At 65.8% G+C, this 26,167-nt stretch carries 10 protein-coding genes; 7 read left to right on the top strand and 3 right to left on the bottom strand.

The features are described from left to right. Positions 1 to 13: 13 nt before the first annotated feature. Positions 14 to 1,192 (bottom strand): HNH endonuclease, encoded by a 1,179-nt coding sequence (locus tag ACOGJC_RS06490; protein WP_419847696.1) that lies wholly within the window; start codon positions 1,190 to 1,192, stop codon positions 14 to 16. Positions 1,193 to 1,508: 316 nt separating this feature from the next. On the opposite strand from ACOGJC_RS06490, the gene ACOGJC_RS06485 reads away from it, so the two are divergent. From ACOGJC_RS06485 to ACOGJC_RS06455, 7 genes are all read left to right on the top strand, one after another. Then, positions 1,509 to 6,626 carry a RecQ family ATP-dependent DNA helicase gene (locus ACOGJC_RS06485; RefSeq protein ID WP_419848206.1) on the top strand — a complete coding sequence of 1,706 codons (5,118 nt, stop codon included), beginning with the start codon at positions 1,509 to 1,511 and terminating at the stop codon, positions 6,624 to 6,626. Positions 6,627 to 6,936: 310 nt separating this feature from the next. Next, positions 6,937 to 8,001 (top strand): SAF domain-containing protein, encoded by a 1,065-nt coding sequence (locus ACOGJC_RS06480; RefSeq protein ID WP_419847695.1) that lies wholly within the window; start codon positions 6,937 to 6,939, stop codon positions 7,999 to 8,001. Between the two features lie 4 nt (positions 8,002 to 8,005). Then, the gene (locus ACOGJC_RS06475) at positions 8,006 to 8,869 is read left to right on the top strand and encodes a hypothetical protein (protein ID WP_419847694.1); all 864 of its coding nucleotides are present in this window, start codon (positions 8,006 to 8,008) and stop codon (positions 8,867 to 8,869) included. Between the two features lie 31 nt (positions 8,870 to 8,900). Continuing rightward, entirely contained in the window at positions 8,901 to 10,190 is a 1,290-nt protein-coding gene (locus ACOGJC_RS06470; RefSeq protein WP_419847693.1) for a CpaF family protein, read from the top strand. A 71-nt stretch (positions 10,191 to 10,261) separates the two neighbouring features. Then, positions 10,262 to 11,179 carry a type II secretion system F family protein gene (locus ACOGJC_RS06465; RefSeq protein ID WP_419847692.1) on the top strand — a complete coding sequence of 306 codons (918 nt, stop codon included), beginning with the start codon at positions 10,262 to 10,264 and terminating at the stop codon, positions 11,177 to 11,179. Further along, a complete protein-coding gene (locus tag ACOGJC_RS06460; protein WP_419847691.1) occupies positions 11,176 to 11,991 on the top strand; it encodes a type II secretion system F family protein in 816 nt (271 codons plus the stop codon). The genes ACOGJC_RS06465 and ACOGJC_RS06460 overlap by 4 nt, the downstream gene beginning before the upstream one ends. Before the next feature lie 64 nt (positions 11,992 to 12,055). After that, on the top strand, positions 12,056 to 12,409 hold the full coding sequence (locus ACOGJC_RS06455) for a hypothetical protein (protein WP_419847690.1): 354 nt from the start codon (positions 12,056 to 12,058) through the stop codon (positions 12,407 to 12,409). 14 nt (positions 12,410 to 12,423) lie between these two features. Here the strand turns inward: ACOGJC_RS06455 and ACOGJC_RS06450 are convergent, their stop codons facing one another. After that, a complete protein-coding gene (locus ACOGJC_RS06450) occupies positions 12,424 to 13,149 on the bottom strand; it encodes a hypothetical protein (protein ID WP_419847689.1) in 726 nt (241 codons plus the stop codon). Further along, a complete protein-coding gene (locus tag ACOGJC_RS06445) occupies positions 13,139 to 26,158 on the bottom strand; it encodes a Calx-beta domain-containing protein (RefSeq protein ID WP_419847688.1) in 13,020 nt (4,339 codons plus the stop codon). The genes ACOGJC_RS06450 and ACOGJC_RS06445 overlap by 11 nt, the downstream gene beginning before the upstream one ends. Between the last annotated feature and the right edge of the window lie 9 nt (positions 26,159 to 26,167).

Below are 26,167 nucleotides of genomic sequence, written 5' to 3'. Positions count from 1 at the left end.
TGAGCACGGCTTGTCAGCGTCTGGGCGGTGGTTCGGGGGGTTGTTGCCAGGGGGGCCGTAGGTAGGGGCGGCCGGTGTCGGGGTGATGTTCGACGTCCCAGTTACGGTGGTGGACTTTGTGGTGACAGTCGTGGCAGAGCTGCACGAGGTTGTCGGATTGGGTGGGGCCGTCGTCTTCCCAGTGGATGACATGGTGGGAGACGCACCACTCGGGTTCAGCTCGACAGCCGATGCAGCCTTGGTCGCGAGCGGTAATGGCGGCCCGGAGTTGGGGACTGGGGTGGCGTTGGCGGCCCAGTGAGAGGCATTGCAGATCGGCGTCGAAGATGCCGGTGAGGATTTCGGCATCGCAGGCGAGCTTGCGGAACTCATCTTGAGGCAACGGGCTGCCGTCGGCCAGGCGAGGGTTGCCAAGTTGGCGGTCGATGGCGTCGTAGTCGGCCAGGATCAACAAGCTGGTCGGCTGGGGCTGCTCGGTCTCTCCGTCTATGGTTCGGGTCAGCAGCCCAGCGATGGCGTCGGCCCGGCGGTGGCGGGCTTCGAGCCGCTCACGGCCGGTGGTGGCGTGCCAGGCCATGTCGGTCTTGTGGTTGAGCGCAGCCCGGATGCCTTGCGCAGCGACCGGGTCGAACAGAGCGAACAGTCGCCACATGCCGTCGTCTTGCTCAGTGAAGCTGGCGGTGCGTTTTCTCCGCTGGCGCTCAAGCCGCTTGGCACCGTCTGTATCGCCAGACAGTTCGTCTTGGTGCTCGCGCACCGTGCGCCGCAATTGCTCGGGGGTCTGGTGCTCGGCCGCGGCCAGCATCTTGTCTTCGTCCAGAGGCCCGGCTTGCGCCGCAGTTCCCAGGATGCGGGCGTGTTCTGAGGTGATTCGGCTGTCAGAGAGCGCTCCCCGAGTGGCCGCCAGCGATTCCAACTGCTCGGCGTCGCGCATGGTGCGCTGGGCCTGCTGGCCCGACTGGCGGAGTTCAGATTTTAGCGTGTTGGCCGTGTCAAACGGACTGGTGCGCCGCTTCTTCTCAGCCACCGCCTCCGCCAAGAACCCGTCCAACTGATTCCGAGCCCGACCGATCTGACGCAACCGCAAGTCCAGGGAAGCATCGTCCAACCCGGCGATGTCCACCGCCTCGACACGCACGCTAGCGCACCCGGCTCTCCCGGCGTTTTCCCTGGTCACAACCCCAGATTCCATGTCCACCAGTCTACCGACACCAGTGACAGTATCTACATGGCATATCTTGTGAACAGCGAGAAATATCCCATTTCTAAGCAAAATATATGAATCTCAATAATTTTCAGTCGAGTGTTAGCAGCAAGAGGCCGACACATAACTGTCAACGTCTAGCATCCTCCCCGTGCCGGAAGCAGTGCCCTCCGATCACGTAGAGACGAGCCGCAGCGCGGTTGCTGATGGTGGGCAATCCATGGCCGTGGACGATGCCGCAAACCGCCTTCGATCCGACATTGATGATGGCCTGAGCAGCAAGATCGAAGCCCAACGCCTACTCATGAGGTTGTCTCGCTGCCTTGCCATCGACCTTGAGGTATCGAAGGAAACCGAGCACATCCACGCCTTTGCCGGAGTGCGCCCTGATACCGGGGAGTCCGTTGTATTCCCCTCAGGAGGTCGCCGGTTTGAACAGGCGCTGGCCGAGCTAGACCATCTCGCCAGAGGTGCAGATTTCTTGCTAAACCACAACCTCATCCTCTACGACAAGCCCCACCTGCAAGCCGCCAATCCCAATCTGCGCCTGCTGCGCCTGCCGGCAATAGACACGCTGTGGCTCAACCCACTCGCCTTCCCTCGCAACCCATACCACCACCTGGTCAAGCACTATCAAGACGGGCAGCTCAACTCTGAGCGCAAGAACGACCCGAAACAAGACGCCGAACTGGCTTTGCAGGTCTTCTCTAACCAGCAGAAAAAACTGCTGGAGGCACCATCCGACCTACTGGCTGCCTGGCACTGGCTCACCGGAGGGCAGCCAGAAACCGGCTTCGACTTTTTCTTCGAGTGCTTACGTAGATCACCCCGGCCGTCTGATGCCGAAGGCAGGGAGGCGATCCAGGCCCGCCTCGAACACATCGCCTGCCGCACGTATGCCAACGAAGCCATCGCGTCAGCCGATGAGCACGGTTGGCCGCTCGCCTATGCCCTGGCGTGGCTGTCGGTAGCAGGGGGCAACTCGGTCATGCCGTCTTGGGTTCGGCACCAGTTCCCCAAGGCCGGGCAACTGGTTCGACGACTCCGTGATCGCAGATGCGCCGACCGGGGATGCCCCTGGTGCCGAGAGCGCCACAATGCCACCAAGGAGCTCAAGCGCTTCTTCGGCTTCGATGCCTTCAGACCAGAACCGGAAGACCCGGAACGGCGAGGACATTCGCTACAGCAGTCCATCGTTGAAACAGCAATGGAGGGTCGCCATGTTCTGGCAATCCTGCCTACGGGTACGGGCAAGTCGTTGTGCTACCAGATACCGGCCCTTTCACGATACGAGAAGACCGGGGCGGTAACCGTGGTCATCTCACCGTTGGTGGCTCTGATGGTCGACCAGGTTGCCGGACTAGAAGCTCATGGCATCGACTCCTGCATCACGATAAACGGCCTGTTGTCAATGCCAGAGCGAGCCGATGCACTGGAAAAACTGAGGCTGGGAGACGCATCCATCGTGTTGATCTCCCCCGAGCAGTTGCGCAGTATCTCGTTTCGACGGGCTTTGGAACAACGCGAAATAGGCGCCTGGGTTCTCGACGAGGCTCACTGCCTCTCGAAGTGGGGCCATGACTTCCGTCCCGACTATCGCTATGTGGGGCGCTTCATCGATGAACGGGCCGAAGGCGGGTTGATTCCCCCGGTTATGTGTCTGACTGCCACGGCCAAGCCGGGGGTCAAAGAAGAGATCTTGGAATACTTCAGGGACAAGCTCGGCATCATGTTGCACGACTTCGACGGCGGCAGCCGCCGAACAAACCTTGAGTTTGTGGTGGTGGAGACCACCAGCTCCAAGAAGTTCAACGACATTCACATGATCTTGGCCAAGCACTTGCCCCCAGACCGCCAAGGCGGCGCGATCGTGTATTGCGCCACGCGGCGGCGGACCGAAGAACTGGCGAATTTCCTGCGAGAGCAAGCGGTCTCGGCCGACCGCTTCCACGCGGGGTTGCAGCCCGAGGAGAAGAAGACCGTCCAAGACGAGTTCATCAGGGGTGATCTGCGGGTGATCGCCGCCACCAACGCCTTCGGAATGGGTATCGACAAGCCCGATGTCCGGTTGGTGATCCACGCCGACATTCCGTCGTCGTTGGAGAACTACTTGCAAGAGGCAGGGCGTGCGGGGAGAGACCAACAAGAAGCCCATTGTGTGCTGCTCTACACCAAAGACGATGTGGAGCGGCAGTTCGGCATGTCTGCTCGCTCCCGGCTCACCCGGCGCGACATTCACGGGGTCCTTCGAGCCCTGCGCCGGCTGGGTCGTCGCAACAAGAGCGACGAGGTGGTCGCCACCATGGGAGAGATTCTCGTCGAAGACGAAGACAAGGACTTCAGGCGGGATTCTGCTACTGACGACACCCGGGGACGGACCGCCCTCGCCTGGTTGGAGGAGTCAGAGTTGCTCACTCGGGAGGAAAACCGAGTCAGAGTCTTCCCGTCTTCGCTACAGGTGAGCACGGTCGAGGAGGCCCGGAAGAAGCTCGAGGGCAAGCCGATCAGCGATGGCTACCGCGCCCAACTCCTCGCCATCGTGAAGGCGCTGATCGACGCCGACCCCGACGAGGGCATTTCCACCGATGTACTGATGAGCACAATCGGTTTCGAATCCAAACGGTTGCGAGGCGCGCTCCATGACCTGGAGAACTTTGGAATCGCCAGCAATGAAACCGGGTTGACCGCTTTCGTCCACGTCGGTGGCCCGCGGAGCTCGGAGAAGCGATTCGCCGAGGCGGCCGCAGTGGAGGAGAAGCTCATAAGCATCATGCAGGAGATGGCCCCCGATATGGGAGTCGATGACAGCGCGCCGCTGAACCTGCGGGTGGCCACCCAGAGGATCAAGGACGACGGCCACGAAAACGTCCGTCCTGAGTACGTGACTCGCATCTTGCGTGGAATCGCCGGCGACGGACGGGGCGAGAGGGGTGCAGGCGGCAGCATCACCGTGAACAAGCTCGACGCCGAGAGCGTTTGGGTGACGTTGAAACGAGAGTGGAGTTCCATTGCCGCCATTGCCCAGCTTCGACGCTCCGGTGCGAAGCGTCTGCTCAATCACCTCCTGTCGAGGTTGCCGCCGGGCAAGCGTCGCGGCACCGACCTGTTGGCCGAGACCACCCTGGGGAAGCTGGCTAAATCGGTAGACAGCGATCTCACTCTGAGGGGGCAGGTGAGCGACGTTCGCAAGCTGGTGGACCGCTCCCTCATGTGGCTGCATGAATTGGAGGTCGTACGGCTCAATCGGGGTCTCACCGTGTTCCGCCCGGCGATGACCATTCACCTGGAGGCCAGGCACAAACAACGTGGCTTCGCCAACGCCGACTTTCAGTCTCTCCAGATTCACTACGACCAAACAGTGCGCCAGATCCATGTCATGGCCGAATTCGCGCAGCGGGGCCTCCAAGACATGGCTGACGCCTTGCGCCTAGCTCTCGATTACTTCGCTCTCGGCGACGAAGAGTTCATTCACCGCTGGCTCCCTGGTCGTGAACGAGAGCTGTCGCGCCAGACCTCGCCCGAGTCGTGGCGCGACATCGTCGAGAGCCTGAAAAACCCTTCCCAGCGCCGTCTGGTGGCCGATGATCGCGAAACCACCAATGTGCTGGTGTTGGCCGGACCCGGCTCAGGAAAGACCCGGGTGCTGGTGCATCGAATCGCCTATCTGATTCGAGTCAGGCGCGAGGACCCTCGGGGCATCCTCGCCCTGGCCTACAACCGGCATGCCGCAGTTGAGATACGTCGCCGACTTGCTGAGTTGGTTGGAGACGACTCGCGAAGGGTGCTGGTGCTCACCTGCCACGCTCTGGCCATGAGGCTGGTTGGCACCAGCTTTGCCGAGCGGGCCGACCGCCCCGACCGCCCCGATAGTGAGCAGTTCCAAGACATCCTCAGGCAGGCCACCGCCCTGCTGCATGGCGAAGGCCTAGAAACAGAGGAAGAGGCCGAAGAGATGCGGGCCCGGCTGCTGGCGGGGTTCCGCTGGATTCTGGTGGACGAATACCAAGACGTCGGCCGCGACGAGTACGACCTCATCTCGGCCCTGGCCGGTCGGACTCAAGCAGACGCCGATGCCAAGCTCACCATGTTCGCGGTAGGCGACGACGACCAGAACATCTACGCCTTCAGGGGATCGTCGGTGGAGTTCATTCGCAGGTTCGAGGAGGACTACCAGGCCCGACCCGCCTTCCTCACCGACAACTATCGATCAACCCGCCACATCATCGAGGCTGCCAATGCAGTCATCGAACCAGCCCAGAACCGGATGAAGGCAGACCATGACATCCGAATCGACAGACGGCGGTTGAGGGACCCAGCAGGCGGTCGATGGGAGGCACTCGACCCGGTAACCCACGGCAAGGTGCAAGTGCTCCCCGCCGGGCGCGACGCCATCTCCCAAGCCCAGGCGGCCGTGCTTGAGCTTCAACGGCTGGCCAGCCTCGATGCGGGTTGGGACTGGTCGCGCTGCGCCGTCATTGCCCGGGAATGGATCTACCTGCATCCGCTTCGGAGCCTCTGCGAAATCGAGGGCATCCCAGTAGACATGGCCAACGAGGAAATACCGAGCGTCTGGCATCTCCGAGAGACACAGGCCCTGTTGGACTGGCTCCGAAAGCGCGATCCCGCCCTCGTTGGAATCGCCGACCTGTGCAACTGGATGAGCAAACAAGAGCCCACCCCCTGGACCGAACTCTTGCAGGAGGCCTTTGAAGACCACGAGGTTGAAGCGGGTCCGGCTGAGATCCCGGTGAACTCGTTCATCGAATGGCTGGCCGAGTGGGGTCGAGAGGCACGCAAGCGCCAGCGGGGGCTGCTGCTCGCGACCGCCCACCGGGCCAAGGGCCTGGAGTTCGATCACGTTGTCGTGCTCGACGGTGGTTGGGGTCGCGGCGGACAAGATCAAGACCCTGATGCTGAGCGCCGCCTGTATTACGTCGCCATGACCCGGGCCCGCCAGACCCTTGCCCTAGGGTGCCTCCGCCAACCGAATCCGATGCAGGAAGCGCTGCGGGACAGTGCAGCAGTTGTTTGGCGAGAACGAGAACCTGTCGGGCTGCCTGCGCCAGCACCAGAGTTGTCCCGGCAATATCTACAACTCAATCTGAAGAACGTCTACCTGAGCTTTGCGGGCCGAAAGCCCCCCAGCCATCGGGTGCATCGCGCCCTTGCTGCACTGTCGCCAAACGATCCGCTACAGGTGAGGCTGAGGTCGGAAAGGTGGGAGCTGCTCGACGATGCCGGGGTGGTGGTGGGGACGCTGGCCAAGTCATTCCAACCACCAGAGGGTATGACCTGTACCGGTGCCACCGTGTTTGCCGTTGTCTCTTGGAGCCGCGACCGTTCAGAGCCGCAGTACCAAGACCAGCTCAACAGCGACACATGGGAGGTCGTGGTGCCGGAGTTGATCTTTGAGCCGTCGTGAGGTCCGGGGAGGGGAGGGGATCGGCGAGGCTGAGGACTTTGAACACTATTCGGTATGACTCGGTATGACTGACATTCCCATGTAGGTTGTCGATGTGATCTGAATGTGATGCCGTTATCATGAGAATATGACCGGCTAAATGAGTGTGCGCTAGCGTCGTAAGGCTCCCCAGGTGCGTAGCACCTGGGTGGTTGGTTCGGTTCTAGGAAGCTAAAAAGGGAGCAGTAGGGGTTTGGCGGACGCAGGTTCTTTGGATGTCACGGCGGGGGAGCCGCTGGCCCCGGCCACTGGTAAAAAGGCGCGGCGGCAGATGCCGGCGTCCACCCGGCGGATCCTTCTCATCATTTTGGGCGTGCTCGTTGCGGTGGCCAGCGTCGGCGGCTTCTACTACACCTCCGAGGCATTCGACGAGCGCACGCCAGTGCTGGTGGCCGCGGTCGACATTCAAAAGGGCCAAACGGTCAGCGCCGGCAATTTCACGTCGGAGCTGGCCGTCATGGGGTCGATTCCCCACATCCCCTACACCCCGGAGGCGCCGTTCGCGTTCGAGGGCCTGATCGCCACCCAGCCCATTCCGGCGGGAACGGTTGTCTTGGCCGACATGATGATCTTCCCCGAGACCCAGCCCACCGGCAACCAGCGCGAGGTGACCGTGCAATTCGACACCTCCCTGGCCACCACCGAGATTTACGAGGGCGACGAGGTGCTGCTCATCGACCCGGGCGCCGAGCCCACCGCCGAAGACCCCGGCCGGCCTCGCCAGGTGCTGCAAATCATGGTGTTGGAGAACTTCGACGGCAGCTCCATGCGGATATTCGCGTCCCCCGAGGAATGGATCATATGGCGGAGTTTGCCCGCGGCCCTCGGCGCCACCCCGATGATTCTGCCCATCCCCTTGGGAGGCGACGCCGAGGAGTTCGCCCAGAACAACAACGAGATATGGCAGTTGTTGTGGGAGGAGCAGCGAGATGCGGCGGCCGTTCCACTGGAGCCCGTCGGCCCGCAGGCCGGGCCAGGCGAGCTAGAGGTGGTTGTGGCCTTCGACACCAGCCTGGTCCCCTCAGAGGTGACCGACGGCAGCCAAGTGCTGATGATCGACCCCGGCCTGCCCCCCACCCGCACCGATGTCGGACGACCCCGCCGGGTGCTGCGAACCATTACGTTGGAGAACTTCGACGGCGGCTCCATGCGGATATTCGCCGCCCCCGAGGAATGGGCCGAGTGGACGAGACTGCCCGAAGAGCTCGGGGCTGCCCCCATGGTTCTGCCCATTCCCGACGGAACCGATATCGACGACTTCACCCAGCGCCTCAACCAGGAGTGGAACAGCGAATGGGAGCTCGCCATCAACGAGGTCGGAGACGGCGGAGGGTGATCTGATGCTGGGCATTGTGGCCGTGAACGGCGCCCGCCTGAGCGCAGGGTCGGTGGGGCTCTCAGTGGCCCGGCGATGGAGCGAGGCCGGCGAGCGAGTGCTGTTCATCGACGCCGATGCCACCCAACCGCCGCTGGCCGAGCGCTTCGGCGCCGCGGTGCGGGCCGAGTACCCCCCCGAGAGCCGCGGCCTCCCGTCGCTCATCGCCGCCCACGAGCCGCTCACCCTCAAGTCGGCGGCCAACCACAGCTACAACCTCGACGGCGGGGGAGAGGGGTCGCGGTGGGCGCTGTTCGGGCCGCGCCACCCCAACGGCGCCCAATATGCCGCCCGCTGGCTGGGGGAGCGGGCCAGCGACCTCCTAGACATCAACCGGGAGCGGCGCATCGTCGTGGCCTTGTCGCTGGAGGCCGGGGCGGAGGCCCAGCATCTCCTGCTGAAGGCGATGTCGGTTCTCGTATTCGTGGCGCCGGTGCGCACCCGCAAGGAGGCCGAGGCTCTGCGATCGCTCTGCGAGCTCGCCGGCCTGGTTCACGAGGCCCCCAGCACCACGGCCGGGCAGCTCGTCATCGACGGCGAGGAGTCGGAATTGGGCGACAACGAGGCCATGGGCATCACCCGGCTCTTCGTCGCCGGCCGGCTCCCGGCCATCGACGACGAGAAGCTGCTCCGCTTGCAGGGCAGCCGCAAAGACCGGGCGTTCCTGCGCGAGTTCGACAGGATTTCCGAGTACCTCCTCCAGTTGCCGGGCCACGGGTCGGACCCCGCCGGCGAGAAGGCCCCGTCGGCGCCGATGAACCGCCCCGCCTACGCGGAGGAAGAGGCGGAAGCCGCCGATCGCGCCCAGCAAAGACAGGTCGCCTCATGATCCCGGTAGTCGGCAACAGGAGGGAGTAGAAATGTCGCTGCGCGAGGAGATCTGGGAGGCCGTCCGTCCCCAGGTGCAAGACTCCCGGCTGGCCGCCGCCTCTGAGAACCAGGATGTGTCGGAGGTATGCCAGAAGGTCGCCAAAGAGCTCATCAGCGGCTATGAGGCCAGAGAGCTGAGCACCACCGGGCGCCACCTCTCCGAAGAAGACGTCGAGTGGATGTGGGACCAAGTCTCCGCGCTGTTGGGGGCCGGTCCGATGGAGCGCTTCCTGCGCCGCAAAGACGTGGAGAACATCTACGTGTTCGGCCCCAACCACGCGGTGCTGGGCCTCGTCGGCGGCCGCCAGGAGCATGTGATGGAGCCGGTGTTCCAAAACGAGGACGACATGATCCGCTACATCTCCCACTTGGCCGTCACCCATGGCCAGACGGGGCGGCGCTTCGACCAGTCGGCCCCCCTGCTCGACTTGCGCCTGCGCTCCGGCGAGCGCATTTTCGCGGCCATGGCCGTGTGCGGCACGCCCTTTTTGACCATCAGGTGCCACCGCCATCAGGTCATCAGGCTGGAAGACTTGGTGGAGAGCGGGTCGCTGTCGGAGCAGGCCGCCGATTTCCTGCGGGCCGCGGTCAAGCCCCCCGCCCCGTCCAACGTGCTGGTGTGCGGGGCGCTCGGCTCGGGCAAAACGACGCTGCTGCGGGCCCTGTTGGCCGAAGTAGGCCCCTCAGAGATCGTCTGCACCCTCGAGCAGACCTTCGAGCTGTTCTTGGAGCAGTCGCACCCGCTCACCTTCTCGGTGGAGACCCGGGAGGCCAACAGCGACGGCTCCGGTGAGATCACCATGGAGGAGCTGGCCAAGCGGTCGCTGCGGTCGGGCGCCGACCGGGTGATCGTCGGCGAGCTGCGGGGCTCAGAGGCGGCCACGTTCCTGTCGGCCTGCGGCACCGGCTCCGACGGGTCGATGGCCACCATCCACGCCTCCTCCTCCCGTCAGGCGCTCAGCCGCCTCGTGCGCTACTGCCTGTCGTCGGGGATCGCCGGGGTGCAGTCGGCCCTCGTCCAGGAGGCCGCCGAGGTGATCCATCTCGTGGTCCATCTGCGGGGCGACCCCCGCACCGGTTTTCGGGGCGTGAACGCCATCACCGAGGTGCTCGGCTCGGAGGGCGACCGCTTCGAGACCCACGACATCTTCGGCCGCCGCCAGCGCGGCGGCCCGCTGGAGCTGCTGGGCCGCCCCCGCAACCCCGAGGTCATCGAACGGGTGGAGGAGGCCGGCCTCGACATGTCGGACTGGTCCGAGAACGCGGGGGGGGGGGGGTAAGAGCCCATGGTCATTCGATGCTGTGACATCAGAGCCAATGCAAGACTGGCCCAACTGAAACTGGCCGGTCCATGGTCTTGACCCTGGCCACCGGGGCGCTTTTTGCCGTGGGCTTGGCGGTGCTGATCTTCTCCGGCCCTCTGAGCCGGAGGTGGGCCAGCATCGCCCAGAGGTCTGAGGCCGAGCGGGCCGAGACCAAGCGCATGAGAGCCCAGAGGTCTGAGGCCGAGCGGGCCGAGACCAAGCGCCGTCTCAGCACGGTCCAGATCGTCCAGATCATCGGCGCCATCGCCGGCTTGGTGCTCGGCTGGACGGCCACCGAGTTGATGGGGATGTCCCTGCTGTTGGGGGGACTGGGGCTGCTGCTCCCTCCCTTCATGGCCGCGCCCCGCCGCCGCCGCCGCCAGATGCGGGAGGCCCTGGCCTGGGCCCTGTGGTCGCGACAACTGGCTGAGCTGGCCCGGGCCGGCTCGGGCCTGGTCGACTCGCTCAAGGGCAGCGTCGAGCACGCCCCCCGCGAGATATCCCACACCATCGAACAGGTGGCCGCCACCGCCGAGCTTCACGGCCTCGAGGCCGCCATGGACGAGCTGGCCACGTCCGGCAAGGTCTGGGAGCCGGAGATCGCCGCCGGGCTGCGCATGGCCGTCACCGCCGGCGGCGCCATCGCCGACCCGCTGTTCGACCTGTGCAGCCGGATCAACGACGTGGTGGATCTGCACCGGGCCAAGAACGAGGCGGTCGTCCAGCTCTGGACCCAGACGATCGCCCTGCTCGGCTTGGCCGGCGGCGTGGTGATGCTCATGTACCGCAACAACCCCGCCTACTTCGACCCCTACAGCAGCGGGACGGGCCAGTTGGTGTTCGTCGGCATCGCCGGAATCCTGGTGGGGTCGACGTTCTTTTTGGTGTACCACTCGGTGGTCCGCGAGGAGAACTCCATCTTGATCCCGCCCAAGCGGCGCAACCGGGCCAAAGAGCCGATATGACATCAGCCGTCGTCGCCGGGATGCTCTTTGTGGCCGGTCTGGGCCTGATGGTCGCCGCGTTTGTGCGCCCCCGCGACCGCTCCGGGTCGCAGACCGGTATCAGCGAGTCTCTGCGCGAGCTGCTTCCCACCATCAAAGAGGGCGAGGAGCAGAACCTGCGGTTGGCCGGCATCACCCCCGAGGCCTACTCCGTGCAGCGCTTCGCCGGGCTGGTGGGCGGCATCGTGGTCGGGCTCATTGCCGCTCTGCTGCTGGAGCGCGGCCCCGTTGGCACCGTGTTGGTGATCGCGGTCGCCACGGTGCTCGGCTGGTTCCTCCCCATGCTCGGTGTCCGCTCCACGGCCAAGAAGGCTCGCGACGAGCTCGACCAGGTGATCCGGGCGTGGATCGTGCTGGTGGCCCAGCAGGTGTCGGCCGGCGTCGAACCCGCGGCGGCCATGCTGGTAGGCGCCCGGATGGGCAAGCGCCCAAGCTGGCGGCTGCTGCACCGCTTCTTGCTGGCGGCCCAGCAGGAGCGCCGACCGGCCTGGGAGGGCCTAGTCGACATCGTGGAGCGATACGGCATCCACAGCCTGGCCCCGGTGGTCTCCGCTTTGGGATTGGCCGCCGAGCGCGGCACCCGCCTGTCGGAGGCCGTGCTGGTGGCCGCTGAGACGCTGTGGGACGACAGCACCTCGCGTGAGCGCGAGGCCGCGGGCCGGCGGGCCCAGATCGTGGTTTTGCCCGCCACCGCCGTGGCCCTGGCCCTGGCCGGCATCTTGATCTACCCCCCGTTCACGTCTTTGACCGGCGGCACCGGTGTCGGTGGGTAGTAGGACGAAGCGCCTGCGGCCCATCCGACGCCCCAACAATTCAGCCCAGCGCGAACGCGGCCTGATGACGTTGGAATGGCTCTTGATCGTGGCCGCCATCGCCGGCGTGGCCGCTTTCTCGGTGTTGGCCGTCCAACGCATAGTGGACGACACCACCGAACGCCCACCCCCCGACGACGTCCGCATTGTGGACGCCGAGATCGAGGCCGCCAAAGTGGCTCACGAGGCTAACGATATTTTCGAGAACAGCCATGCCAGTTACGTCGACAGCGTCTACGAAACCCGTTGTATAGCCGTCGGCCAGCGCTTCAGCGATGTCTTGGATTCGAGTGCAATAGTCTGGTCTAAACCAGAGCAGGAGCAGCCGGGAACTCCTCCTGTACCGGCAGAAAAAGCGAAGTGCATCCTGGACCGGTAGAAGTCGATGCTGCCTCAGCAATCGGTAAGATGGCCCTCGGGGGGCACGACGTAGCCTCCTTCAAGCTCCAGCGTGCCCGGTGCGTTGGTCAGCACTGCGGGTCCGTTGGCCACGGCGTACACCTGATCGAGCCGACCTGGCCACAGTGCCGCCATCGGCCCGAACACCTCGCCCTGTACCTTCACCTGCACCCAGCCCGCCTTTCCCTTCGGGTCGGTCGGATCCAGGGGGTGCGCAGGCGTTCCCGGGGGGTGGCACCAGTCGCTCTTCACCTCGGTGGCGCCCGGCGTCCACCACCGCCAGCCGTCGCCTTGCCCGGCTACCTCCGCGGCGGCGTCCTTGGCCGCGTTGGCCATGGCCTGCGTTCCTTCGGATGTGCCCATGTCGGTTGCCGCTGCGGCGCGCCATGCTGCTCGCAGCCCTTCTGAGGCTGCTACCTCGGCTTCGGCTTGGGCGTTGACCACGATGAACGTGTGAACCAGCAGCAGCAGAATGGCCACGATCAGAACGGGCCACATCACCAAGAAGGCCAGAGTCTCGCCCCGGTCGTCGCGTCGTTTGCGGGTTGGTTCTGTCACAGCCAGATCAATGTCACTTCCCGGCCCAGCCTCGGCTTCAAGGAGGTTCTTGCGATTTCCAGTGGGCACCATACGGTCTTCCCAAACCCTACCGCTCTTGGGTCCGATCACCTGCCTCGCCACGGCCTCGGCGGTGGAGGTTAGCGGGGTGTCATTCGTCATCGTTTGTGATGGTGGCGGTGGCGGTGTGGTCGGTGGCGTGGATGGTGGCGTGGGTGGTTTTTTGGAGGCTGTTGTCGGGGTTGGCTTCGAGGAGTTTCACCAGGAAGGTCTCGTCAGGTTCGGGGTCGGTGTCGGCGGCCACTTCGATCTCGATGGTGCTGGTGGTGTTGCCCGCGGGGATGGTGGCGGTGGCGGTCTTGGCGGTGTAGTCGATTTCGGCGGGGGTGTCGGAAACACTGATGGCCTGGTTGGCACCTTCGCTGTCGTCGTCGGCGGTGGCATACACCACGGTCACGCTGCGGCCGCTCACGGGGGAGAGGGTGATGGTCAGTTGTATCTCGTCGCCCTCTTTGGCTGACACACTGGTCTCGATCGACACCACCGGCAGGGGGTCGTCGTCTTCGATGGTGCCCACCCCGATGGCGTCGTCGATGGTGGCGTTTGTCGGGTCGGCCAGCTTGAGCTGGAAGGTCTCGTCGTGCTCGTCGAGGGCGTCGGCCAACGACTGCACCACTACCTGCTTGGTGGTCTGGCCCGGCTCGAAGGTGAGCGTGCCATCCACCGCGGTGTAGTCGTCAACCACCGTTGCGGTGCCCACGCCCCGGGCGGTGGCGTAGTCCACGGTGACTTGCTTGCCGCTAGGCGCGTCGAGGGTGACGATGAACTTCAACTCGCCAGCCTCGGTCGCGGTGGCGTCGATGATCTCCAAGCTGGGCTCGGGATCGTCGTCCAAGATGGTCCCGGTGGCCGACACCGACAAGGCCGAATAGGTGGCCCCCACGTTGAGCGACGGATGCCACGACGCGGTGGCCTTCACCGTCTCGTCGGGCTCGTCGAGGCTGTCCTCAAAACTCCTCGCCCCCGAATACTTCGCCGTGGTCTCACCGGCCTTGAAGCCCACCGTCCCCGACGGCGTGTTCACGTCGTCCGAGCTCGCGCCGTCTGAGCCCTCGGAGTCCAGCGCCACCGACACCGACACCGCCGTGGCCACATCGCTACAGAACGGCTTGCTCACCGAAACAGTGAACGGCAAACCCTCGCCCTCATCCGCACTGGCCGACGCAATCCCCAACGTCGGCGGAACAAAATCGGCCGCCGTCGGATCAACGCAGTCACCCTCGATGATCCGCACCCGGCCAACCGACCGGCCGAGAATGGCGTTCTGCGGATTGCTCAACTCCACCTCGAAAACCCGGTCGCCCGAGGACACGCCGTCGGAAAGAGTCTCCACCTCGAATTTGTCCCAACGGGTGAGAACACTGTGACCTAGGCTTTCCGAGTACACCATAGGGCCGTACACCAGCGTCTCCGAACTAGCGGTGTAGTGGGTGCCCCCCAGTGCCGACCCATCTTTGGCGGTGGCAACCACGGTCGCGCCCAAGGCGCTCGCGCAGAATTGGCCCCAGGAGTATTGATTTCCCGACTGGTAGAACAAGCCAATCACTGCGGTATCGCCCTCGACGACGGCGGTGTCGGCAATCGCCAGTGTCGGCTGCTCGTCGAGGTCTCGGATCGTGATGCTCACGCTGGAGTCGGGGCCGATCTTGGCGCCGTTAACACTGACGAGGCGGACTCGGAACGCCTCGTTGAGCTCGTCGATTCCATCCTTGAGAACCGTGATGCTGGTGGAGAAACTGGTGTTGCCCGCGGAGATCGTCCACTCCTGCGATGCCGAGAGCTCTTTTATTCCCTGTTCAAATACATACGCATAGGCGGTTGAGGGGTGATAAGCCAGGCCGAGGCCGTAGTCGGTGACGCATTTGCCGCCGAACGTGGCGGTGCCGGAGACCAACTCGATGGTGCCAGTGACATCTTCGTCGCTCGGCACGTTCAGACGCACCTCGACCGGCACCAGCACGCCCTCATCTACCGTGCGGGAGGCCCCCGACCCGGCCGACGCCCCCTGCACGTTCAACGACACCACCCGGTCATCGGTGTCGTTGATGGTGCCAGTGGCGCGGTCGTCGGCCAAGGCGAGAGCGACTGGTGAGTCGGGGTCTGCGGTGAGTCGCAACTGGAACGTCTCGAGGACCTCGGCGGTGCCGTCCCTCACCGTCGGCACCCTGACAGTGGCGGTGCGCGAGCTGGAGAAGGTGATCGTGTCCGTCTTGCGTACAAAGTCGCAGGTTGAGCAGCCCGAGGTTCCGCCCTTCGCGGTGCCATCCACGGTTCGGTACTTGACGCGCGCCCCGGTATAGCTCGCCCCGTTGGGGGCAGTGAGCTCCACGGTGAACACCACGTCGTCGCCCTCGTTCGCCACGCGGCCCGACACATTGGACACATAGGGCTCGTCGTCCTGGATGGTCACAATGGCGGATACGCCGAAATGGGACGGAAGTTCCGCATTCACGGCATTGGACAGCGTCACTTGGAATTGTTCCGTGCCCTCGAAGTTGCTGTCGTCGAGAATGCGGAGGGGGATTGAGGCGTACTGCTGGCCGGGGTTGATGGTCAGCGTGCCCGTTTCGGCCACAAAGTCTTCCCCTGCGGTTGCCCGGTTCGCCGCGTCGGAAGCGGGCAGCTCTTCTATCGAATAGTCGGCGGTTATCACCATGTCGGTGCTGACATGCCACCCTTCCCATGAGAAATACACGTCAGCGGTTGGCCGCGATCGGGCAGCAGCCCCCTCGTAAAAGCTGTACTGCGCGCTTCCGTACAGGCCGAATCGAATACGCATAGCGTGGTTGGCATCGATGATGGTGACGGTGGCGCGGAGGGGGTCGGGGTCGACGATGGCATTGACCGGGTTGCTGAACTCAACGTGGAAGGTCTCGGTAAACTCTTGAGCAGCGTCTCGGGCGATCTCGATCCGGATGGTTCGAGTTGTTGTACCGGCCGGAAACGTAACGGTACCGGAGTCTTCCTTGTAGTCGACCTCGTTCCATCCTTCAGGAATCGGATAAGCCAGAGATCTCGGTTCAGGCAGACTTTCGGCGCCGGTGGCGGTGCCGTCGGCGGTGGCCCAGTCGACGGTGACGATTTGGCTGGTGGGGTAGCTCAGACTCACCGTGAGCGCGATGTACGTTGCGGGCCCCCGTAGACCACGTTCCCTGCCGGTCGCGTCTTGAACTGAGATGGTGGGCAAGGCTGCGTTTTGGATGGTTCCGGTGGCGGTGCCGTCGAGGATTCTGGCGGTGCCGGTCGGGTTGGAGAGGGTGAGGGTGAGGGTTTCGTCGTTTTCGTCGTTTTGGTCGGTGAGGGTGGCCACCGAGACGGTTTGGCGGGTGGTGCCGGGCGGGAACGCGACGGTGCCGGTGGCCGGAGTGTAGTCGCTGTTGGCGGTGGCGGGGTTGGCACCGCTGCCGGCGGTGGCGTAGGCCACGGTCACGGCGGTGTCGTGTTGGCGGTTGAGGGTGACGACGAACTCGAGGGGGTCGCCTTCTTGGGCGGAGGCGTCGGCCACTCGTATGGCGGGGTTTGTGGCGTCGATGATGGTTCCGGCACCGTTGCCGCCGGGGACTGCCCCAACGAAGTTGCTGAGGACCACTTCAAGGGTCTCGTCGTCTTCTACGAGGCTGTCGGGCAGGGTGGCCACGGTGATGGTTTGTCGGGTGGTGCCGGGGGGGAATGTGACGGTGCCGGCGGTGGTCAGGTAGTCGACGCCGTCGGCGGCGGTGACGCCGCGGGTGCGGTAGTCGGCGGTGATGCGCCGCCCGCTGGGGGAGTTGAGGGTGGCGGCGAACTCCAGGGGGGTGCCCTCGTCGGCCTCGGCGGCGCCGATAGACAAGGTGGGCTCGGAGTCGTTGTCGAGGATGGTGGCCGTCCCGGCGCGGTCTGTAATTTGCGCCTTGCCCTGGAGGCTGTGGAGCACCAATTGGAACGTTTCGGGGTCTTCGGAGAGCTTGTCGTCCACGGTGGGAACCGACACGGTGAGCTCCTGGGTGTTCTCAGAGGCCGGAAAGCTCAGCCGGCCCGTCGCGGCGGTGTAGTCGGTGCCCTCGGCGGCGGTCAGGGCCTCTGTGCGGTACGCGACGCTGACCGCGGTGTCGGCCGTGTTCTCATCCCGGGTCAAGGTCACCGTGAAGGTGGCCGCAGCACCCTCGGCGGCTTGAGGATCGTCCACCGACAAAGAAGGCGCCAGAGCAGTCTGCAAGATGGTGCCCACCGCAGTGGCATCGCCGATCACCGCGAAGCCCTCGGTGACCCGCACAAGACGCAACAAGAACGTCAAGTCTCCCAGGGTGGCGCCCAGTGCGGGACCGGTGGGAACGGTCACCGTCGTTTGAGTCTGCCCGGCAGGGATAACCGCCCACAGCGGATAGGGCGGGTCGCGCGGAGGGGGCGGGGTACTCGGGTAGTTCGGAAAGAACTGGAAATACCGGCGATCAGACGGCCTGATCCCCGGACGGGCACCGCTTGCGGTAACGCTGATGAAGTGGAACTCAACTTCCACGTCGCTGGTGGCTGGTTTGTCGAGTTGGAGGGTGAATCTGACGGGGCTGCCTTCGAGGGCGGATGCGTCGTTGACGGTGATGGTGGGGGGCGGGTTGTTGTTGATGGTGCCGACAGCGGTGTGGCCGGTGGGGTGCAGGGTGGTGTTTTGGGGATTGGTGAGGGCGAGTTGGAGGGTTTCGGGGATTTCGGTTCGGGTGTCGGTGAGGGTGGCGACGGAAATGGTGGCGGTGGTTTCGCCGGGGGGGATTGTGATGGTGCCTCGGGTAGGGGTGTAGTCGGCGTTGGGGGTGGCGTGGCCGGCGCCGGTTCCGGTGGTTTGGGTGGTGTAGTCGGTGTCGACGGTGAGTCCTGAGGGGGCGTCGAGGAGGGCGGTGAATTGGAGGGGTTGGCCTTCTTCGGCGGTGGCGGGCAGGAGGCGGATGGTGGGGGCGGGGTCGTCGTCTTGGATGGTGGCGGTGGCGGCGGCGGCGGTTCGGAGCACGGTGGCTTTGGTGGGGTTGGTGAGGCGGACGGTGATGGTCTCGGGGTTCTCGTCGATGAGGTCGTCGGTGATGGGCACGCTGATGGTGGCGGCGGTGTTGCCGGCGTCGATGGTGAGGGTGCCGGTTGTGGGGGTGTAGTCGCGGCGCTGGGTGGCGGTGTTGTCGAAGGTGTTGTACTGCACGGTGACCGGGTCGGTGCTGGGGTGGCTGAGCGCGACGTTGAGGGTTATCGAGCCGTCGTCTTCGGCGGCTTGGGCGCTGGTGATGGAGAGGCGGGGGAGGCCGTCGTCGTCGATGATGGTGGCGGTGGCCCGGTCTTCGATGAGGGTGGCTTGCTGGGGGTTGCGGAGCTGGATGGCGAAGGTCTCGTCGGGTTCGACGGTGTCGTCGTCGGCGATGGCGACGTCGATGGTGGCGGTGGTTTCGCCGGGGTCGATGGTGAGGGTGCCTGATGCGGTGGTGTAGTCGTCGCCGGGCTTGGCGTGGCCTTCCTCGTCGGTTGCGGTGGTTTGGGTGGTGTAGGCGAAGGTGACGGTCTGGGCGCTGGCGTGGCTGAGGGTGACGGGCACCGATATCGTGCCGTTGCCCTCGGCGGTTTGGGCGTTTGCGATGGAGGCCTGGGGCAGGCCGGTCTTGTCGATGATGGTCCCGGTGGCGGTGGCGACGGCGATGGTGGCGTGGTCGGGGTTGTAGAGGCGGACCAGGAACGTCTCCCGGTATTCGGTGATCTGGTCTTCTCGGGCTTGGACCTCGGCGACCGCGGTGGTGGTGCCGGCGGGGATGACGAGGACTTTGGCCGCGGGGTCGTAGTCGTCGACGGGCGTGGCCTCCCGGTCGGGGTCGCCCTTGTCGTGGCGCTGGGGGGCGTATCGGACTTTGACCGTGCGTCCGCTGGGGGCGCTGAGGGTCACGGCGAACTGCACGGGGTCGCCCTCGACGGCCGCCGCGTTTGCGATGGAGAGGGTGGGTGGGGGGTCGTTGTCGTCGATGGTGCCGATGGCCACCGCGTCGGCCACGTCGGCGCCGCTGGCGGTGTCGGCGTCGAGGCGCAGCCAGAACGTCTCGATGCCCTCGTCGAGGGAGTCGTCGGGCAGCGTGACCGGCACTGTTGCGGTTTGGGTTCCGGCGGCGATGGTGGCGGTGCCCGAGGTGCTGGTGAAGTCCTGGTCGGGGGTGGCCGCGGCGGCGCCGGCGAACGCGTCGGCCTGGGTTCGGTAGGCCACGGTGACCTCTTCGTCTGAGGGGGCCGACAGCCTGATGGTGAACGCGGCCTGCCCGCCCTCGGTGGCGCGGGCGTCGTCCACCCTGATCCGGGGCTCGCCGTCGTCGTCGATGATCAGCGACGTCCCGGTGGTCTGGGCGAGCTGCGCGTTGGTCGGGTTGCTGATCTCCCAGCCGACGGTCTCGTCATCCTCCTCATCGTCGTCGTCGACGGTGGGGGTAGACAGGGTTTTGAGGGTCTCGCCGACGGCAAAGGTGGCGGTGGTGAGCGGCACCGCGGTGTAGTCGGCGCCGGGCGTGGCAGTGCCGCCGCTGGTGCGGTAGTCCACGGTCACTTCTTGCTCGCTGGGCCCGCTGAGGCGCAGCGCGATCTCGGTGGGCTGGCCCTCGGGCGACCCGGTGAGGTCGGGGTCGAGGTAGGCGGTGGGCAGGCCCTCGTCGTCGAGGATGGTGAGCGTGGCGGTGCTGGCGGCCAAAGTGGCGTTTCGCGGGTTCGACAGCGACAGGGTGAGCGTCTCGGCGCCCTCGGCGAGTTCGTCGTCGATCAGCGCGACCGACAGCACAGCCGAGCGGCGCCCGGCGGGGATGGCCACCGTCCCGGCCAGCTCACCGCCCGTCACCGCTTGGTAGTCGGTGCCCTCGGTGGCGGTGCCGGCGGTGAAGGCGTAGTCCACGGCGACGGTGCGTCCGCTGGGCGCGTCCAGCGCCACGGTCACATCCAGGGTTCCGGCGTCCTCGGCCTCCGCGGTGTCGGCGATGGTGATGGCGGGCTCGTCGTCGTTGTCCTCGATGGTGCCCGTCGCGTTGGCGTCGGCCAGGGTGCCGTAGTCGGGGGCGGTGAGCGTGAGCGTGAGCGCGAACACCTCGTCGTACTCGTCGACGCGGTCGTCGACGGTGGCCACCGCCACGGTGGCCTCAGTGTCGCCCGCCGAAATGGTGGCCGTCCCGGTGACCGCGTTGTAGTCGTCTCCTTCGGTGGCGGCCACGTCGCCGGCGGTGCGGCGCGACTCGGCGGCGTAGCCCACGGTGATGTCGCGGCTTCCCCGGTTGTTCAGCGTTATCTTGAACACCACGCTTTGGCCCTCCTCGGCGCGGCTGTCGGCCACCGAGATCTCTGGCTCGCCGAGGTTGCGGATCACGCCGACGCCGATCTCGTCGTCGAGGTCGGCGCCGGCCGGGTTCGACAGCTTGAGCTCGAGGCTCTCGTCGCCCTCGAGGTGCTTGTTGTCGGCCAGCGCGGCCACCTGCACCGTTTTGAGGGTCTCGCCGGGGGCGAAGGTGAGCGTGCCCGAGGTGGGCAGGTAGTCGTCGCCCGAGGTGGCGGCGCCGTCGCCGGAGAGCTCGACGGTTTTGAACTCCACCTTGACCGGCTCGGCGCCCTCGGTGTCCAACGTCACCTCGAACTCCAGGATCTGCCCCTCGTCGGCCTCGGCGTCGGCCACCGAGATCTTCGGGGTGGGCACGTCGATGATGGTGCCCGCCGCGGTGCCCACGCTGATCTGGGCGTACCGGTTCGGGCGGCTCAGCCGCACCAGGAACGTCTCGTCGGGCTCGCCGTCGACGTCGTCTCGCAGGGCGGGCACCTCCACGGCCCCGCTGATGGTGCCCGCCGCGATGGTAAGCGTGCCCGACACCTCCTCGAAGTCCGCCCCCGGCTCGGCGGGATAGGCCGCTGCGTTGTGTCGTTCCGCCGCGTATTCCACCGTCACGTCCCCGGGGGCCACCCGGTCGAGCGTCACCGGGAAGCTGAGGGTGGCGCCCTCGATGCCGGAAGCGCCGGCGATGGAGATTTCCGCTGTTTCGTCGTCGTCGATGATGGTGCCCGTCGCGGTGGCCGCCGCCGCGTCCTGCCAGGTCTGCGGCCCCGCGGCCCAGGAGACGGCGACCCCGAACGTCTCGTCTGCTTCGTCGAGGTCGTCGTCGGCCACCACGATGCCCTGGTACACCGCCGAGGTCACCCCCGCGGGGAACACCGCCGCCGCGGGGTTCCCGGCGAAGTCAGCGGCGCTGGTGGTGATGTGGGTGCGCGAGACGCTGATCGCCGCCTCAGAGCACAAAGGCCGGTCGACGGCCAGCGCGAAGGCCATCGTCCCCGTCCGGTGGCCCTCGTCGATCGACGCTCCGGCCACGCTCAGTGTCGGCGGCGGGTGGGCCGCGTTGGCCGGATCGGCGCACTGGCCCGCAATCACCGTCGCCGCCACCCCGTCGCCGATCACCGCGTTGACGGGACGCAACAGCCTTGCCTGCAACCGCTCATCGTCCTCGGGAACGTTGTCGCGGAGGATTTCTACCCTGAAGGTCTGCGGGGTGTTGTCGTTCGCCGCGAAGGTGATCGTGCCCGTCGCGGCGGTGAAGTCGGTGCCCGCGGTGGCCGCGCCGTCGCCGGAGAGCCCGACGGTGGCGTACTCGACGCTCACCTCATCGGTGCTGGCCTCGTCCAAAGAGACGGTGAACACCTCCCAGCCGCCCTCCGACGCCTTGGTCCCGGTGGTCTCGTAGTTCGACGTGATCGACAGGCCCGGCTGGGTGCGGTCGACGATGGTGCCGATGGCGGTGCCGACGTCTATGCCGGCGTTGACCGGGGTGCCCAGCCGTAGCTGGAACTGCTCGTCGCCCTCTCCGCTGTTGGTGTCGGTGAGGGCGACGACTGCGGCGAACTCCTCGGTGTCGCCCGCCTCGAAAACCAGGGTGCCCCCCGTCGGGGCGTCGTAGTCCACGCCCTCGGTGGCGGTCAGCGGATGGGTGGAGTAGGGGACCGTCACCGTGCGTCCGCTGGGCCGGTCCAGGCGCACCGAGAACCGCACCAATCCGCCCTCCACCGCCGACGAGTCGTACACGCTCACCTCGGGCTCGGCGTCGTCGTCTTGGATGGTGAGCAGCGCTTTTTTCTGCACATCGGCGTCGGTCCAGCGGGCCGCTTGCCCCGAATCCCAGCCGGTGATGGCCACCTCGAGCGCCTCGTCGTCCTCGTCGAGGGCGTCGTCGAGCACCGCCACGTCGATGAAGACGCGGTACCCCTCAACCCGCGCCGTGCCGGATGAGGCCGCGGTGTAGTCGGCCCCCACGGTGGCGGCGGCGCCGGCTCCGGGGGCGCCGATGGTGTAGCCCACCGTCGGCGGCGGTGTCGCCGGGCACACCGCGGGGCGGAACTCGAACACCACCGTGGCCCGGCCGGCCCCCTCGCCCACGATCTGGTCTTTGCCGGTGGCCACCGGCTTCTTCGAAGACGAGTCGGCGGCATCGGCGCACTCCTCGTTGATGGTGCCCACCGCCGCCGACGCCCCCAAACCGGCGTTCACCGGGTTGTGCAGCCTCACCAGGAACTGCTCAAAGGGCCACTCGTCGTCGGTGTCTACGCGGGTGCCCACGGAGATGGTCCTCTCGGTCTGGTCCGGGGCGAACACCAGCTGGGTTTCCGACGGCGTGTAGTAATCGCAGTCCGTGCAACGCTCAAACCCGCCCTTGGCGGGGCGGGCCGCGGTGGCCAGCCGCGAGGTGGAAAAGTTCACCGTGGAGCGCTGGTCGGTGCGGCCCCGGCGGGTCACAATGAACTCCACGTCTTTGCCCTCGACGGCCTCGGCGTTGGCGATGTCCAAGATGCTGTGGCGCGGGGTGATCCTGCCCACCGCGGTGGCTTTGCCGAGCACGACGCGGGCCTGGCCGGCCCCTTCGCCCAGCTCTATGTTTAGCTGGAACACCTCTTCGTACAGCTCGTTGTCGGGCCACGTCTCGACCTTGGCGATCATGCTCAACTCGCCGGCTTTGAAATTGATCTCGCCCCGTGCTGAATCGCCCCGGCTCTCCTCGTTGGCGTTGCTGTAGTCGCCGCCGTCGCCCTTGGCGGAGGGCATGGCTATGTCTGGCCTGCCGGTGTAGGGCTTGGTGGAGTAGTACACCGTGAAATTCGCGGCGGCCGGGCGGGTAAGCCCGACAACGAAGCCCATAACGTCGCCGGCCACCGCATTGGCGTTGTCGACGGACAGCACCATGGGCAAGACGTCTTCGATCGTGCCGGTGCCGATGCCTTTGTCGATGGAGGCGAAATCGGGGTCGGAGATCCGAAGCTGGAGGGTCTCGCGGAAATCCGCGTCGGCGTCGGAGCACGTCGGGATCGGGATGCTGGCCGTGGTCTCGCCGGCGTCGATGGTGACCCTGCGGCCTGGGGAGGGGCTCTCGAAATCGCTGAGGTAGTCTCCGCCGTCGGCGCAGTCTCCGACGCCGGCGCTGGCCGTCAGCGCATAAGTGCGTACGTCGAAGCTGGTGTCCGACTTGCTCGCTGGCGACAGCGTGACGGTGAACCCGAGGTCATCCCCCTCCTTGGCGCTGGGGTTGTTGACGCTTAGCTCGGGCAGGGTGAAGTTCGTAATGGTGCCGGTGCCATCGCACGGTTCGCACTTGAACCCATCAGGAGGCCGGACGTTCGTGCTGGAGAGTTTGAGGAGCAGCGTCTCGTCGGTCTCGACGAGCCTGTCGAGCAGGGTTTCCACCTCGACGTTCTGCGTCAAGGCCTCGCCAGGCTTGAATGTCACCGAGCCCATCGGGGTGTGCGGGTTGCCGCGGCGGTAGTCGACGTCCGCGATGGCGGGGTTAGAAGAGGGGCAGGTGTTGCACGGGACCACCTCGTAGTTGATGGTCACATCTTCGGTTATGGGGCCGAGGCTGCGGTTGTCGAGGGTGATGGTGAACACCAGGTCTTCACCCTCCTCTTCTGTCGGGCTGTTGGAGACGTACACCACGCGGCGGGTGGCATCGCGGATGGAGGCGCTGGCGGTGAGGGGATCGCGAGCGGGGTCGGCGTTGTGCAGGGTGCTCACGTCCACATCCAGGTGGAAGTCCTCTACGACTTCCTCGTTCTCGTCGCTTGAAGTCTGGACCAGGATGGGGATCGCTGACTGCCCGGCGGGGATCGTTATGCGGGTGGTGGGCACCTGCGTGTAGTCGCCGGGCTGCACCGCGCCGTTAGGGCCAGTGCCGTCGCGGGTTTCGACATCGAACTCGACGTTGAAGATGGTGGCCCCGATCAGCGTGGCGGTGAACTCCGCCACCTGGCCCTCTTCCACCAGGTTGGCCGGGCCGGCGATCTCCAGCTTCGGAGGATTGTCTTGGTCCAAGATGGTGACCTCGACCGAGGAGACGACGATAAGGGAGTTCGTGCTGGGGTTTTCGAGCTCGACAGTGAAGGTCTCGTCGTTCTCGTCGACCGCATCGGCTCTGGTGCTGACCGAGATGGTCTGGGTCGTCGGATCGCCGACTTTGAATTCGAGCCTGCCCGTCGGGCCGAGTCCTCCAACCGTGTAGTCGCTGTTTGGCATGCTCGGCGGCGTGGCCGGATGGGTGCCGCTGGGAACAACTCTGTAGTGGACCCAGACCAGGTCAGTCGGCGGCCTGTCGAGTTTGACTTCGACCAACAAGGATTCGCCTTCCCGGACGGAGGCGCCGGCACCGACCTCAATGCGGATCTTCGGCTCGTCGTCTTTGATGGTGCCCACACCGATGGCGACGTGCTTCCCGTTTTCGATATTGGGCGGGTTCGTTCTGGCGTGGTCATCGGCGGTGGCCCTGAGCTCGAAGGTCTTGTCCTGCTCGCCGGTCGTGTTCTCGATGGTGGGGACGGTGACGTTTTGTGTGGTGGTGCCAGGGGGGAAGGTGATGTCGCGGTTGGGCGAGGTGGAGTCGATGGGTGTGTAGTCGACGCCGGATTTGGCTTTGCCGACGCCGGTGCCATGGTCCCGGGTCTCGACGGTGACCTCGACTTCGACTTCAGTGGACCCTTGGAGACGGACATCGAAGGTCATCGGGTCGCCCTCCTCGGCGCTGGCAGGGTCCACCACCAGGGTGGGGGGATCGTCGTCGTTGGTGATGGTGCCGACCGCCGGCTTGGCCCTCCACCAGCGCTTCGGGTCGTAGCCCCCGACGGTCACAAGCTCGTCGCCGACCAGTTTGCAAGCGGGGCCGGGGTCCGGGTTGTGCGGGTCCACATACGGGTTCGACAACTGGGGCACGTCGGCGTCGCACGGATCGGCGGGCACCATGTACCAATGCAGCAGGAAGGTCTCGTCGTGCTCGTACGCATCGTCGCCTTTGACGGTCACCTGGACAACCGCAGAGACCTGCCCCTCGGCGATCGTCGTAATGCCCTGCGGCGACCCCTCCAAGATGGCCAAGTAATCGCCATTGCCATCGACCTCGCCGTCGCTATCGGCATCGGTGCCGGCGGTGGCCTCGTGGGTGGCGGGGTTGGGATCGTCAGCGGTCCAGTAGACGATGTTCACGTTCTGGGCGGCCGGCCCGGTGAACTCGATCAGGAACTTGACTTTCTTGGCGTCGGGATCGCCCGCATCCCCCTCATCCTCGCTGCTCTCGCCCACCTCCAGGATCGGGCGGGGTGGGATGGCTACTACCTCGGCGGCTTGGCCGAAGAAGCTCACGGTGGGGAACAGGCCTCGCAGCGGCGCCACCGCCCCGTCGGTCTCGCATTCGAAGCGCACCCCGACGGCGCCCACCCCCCGGGTCGCACCGCGGACTTCGGGGTCGAAGCTCTCCAACCACGCCTCATCCACAAACTTCTCGTCATCGTCCAGCGCAGCAGGCCGGGGACCGCCGATGCACAAGAACCCCAGACCGGGCCGAGCCGACAACACATCGGCCACCACCTGATTACGCTCCTCCGCCGCAGCAGGATCATCGCCGTCTTCACAGCACAGCGACGCCACCACCGCGGCCTCCCCGGCGGCCAAATCCGACACCAAACCAGCCCGGCCGCCCCGACCGGCCCACAACACAAACACCACCAGCAACACCAACGGCACCGCCAACAACACCAACTCCAACGGCGACGCCCCCCGCTCCCCCCAACCACCCCGAACCCCCGGCTCGCGGTGCTCAGCCTGGGCCTGCTCTTCTTCGGGCATCGTCGCGGC

This window comes from Candidatus Poriferisocius sp., from assembly GCF_965204015.1.
In the GTDB taxonomy this organism is placed as follows: Bacteria; Actinomycetota; Acidimicrobiia; order Acidimicrobiales; family Bin134; genus Poriferisocius.
This window is presented reverse-complemented; position numbering and strand designations above follow the sequence as displayed.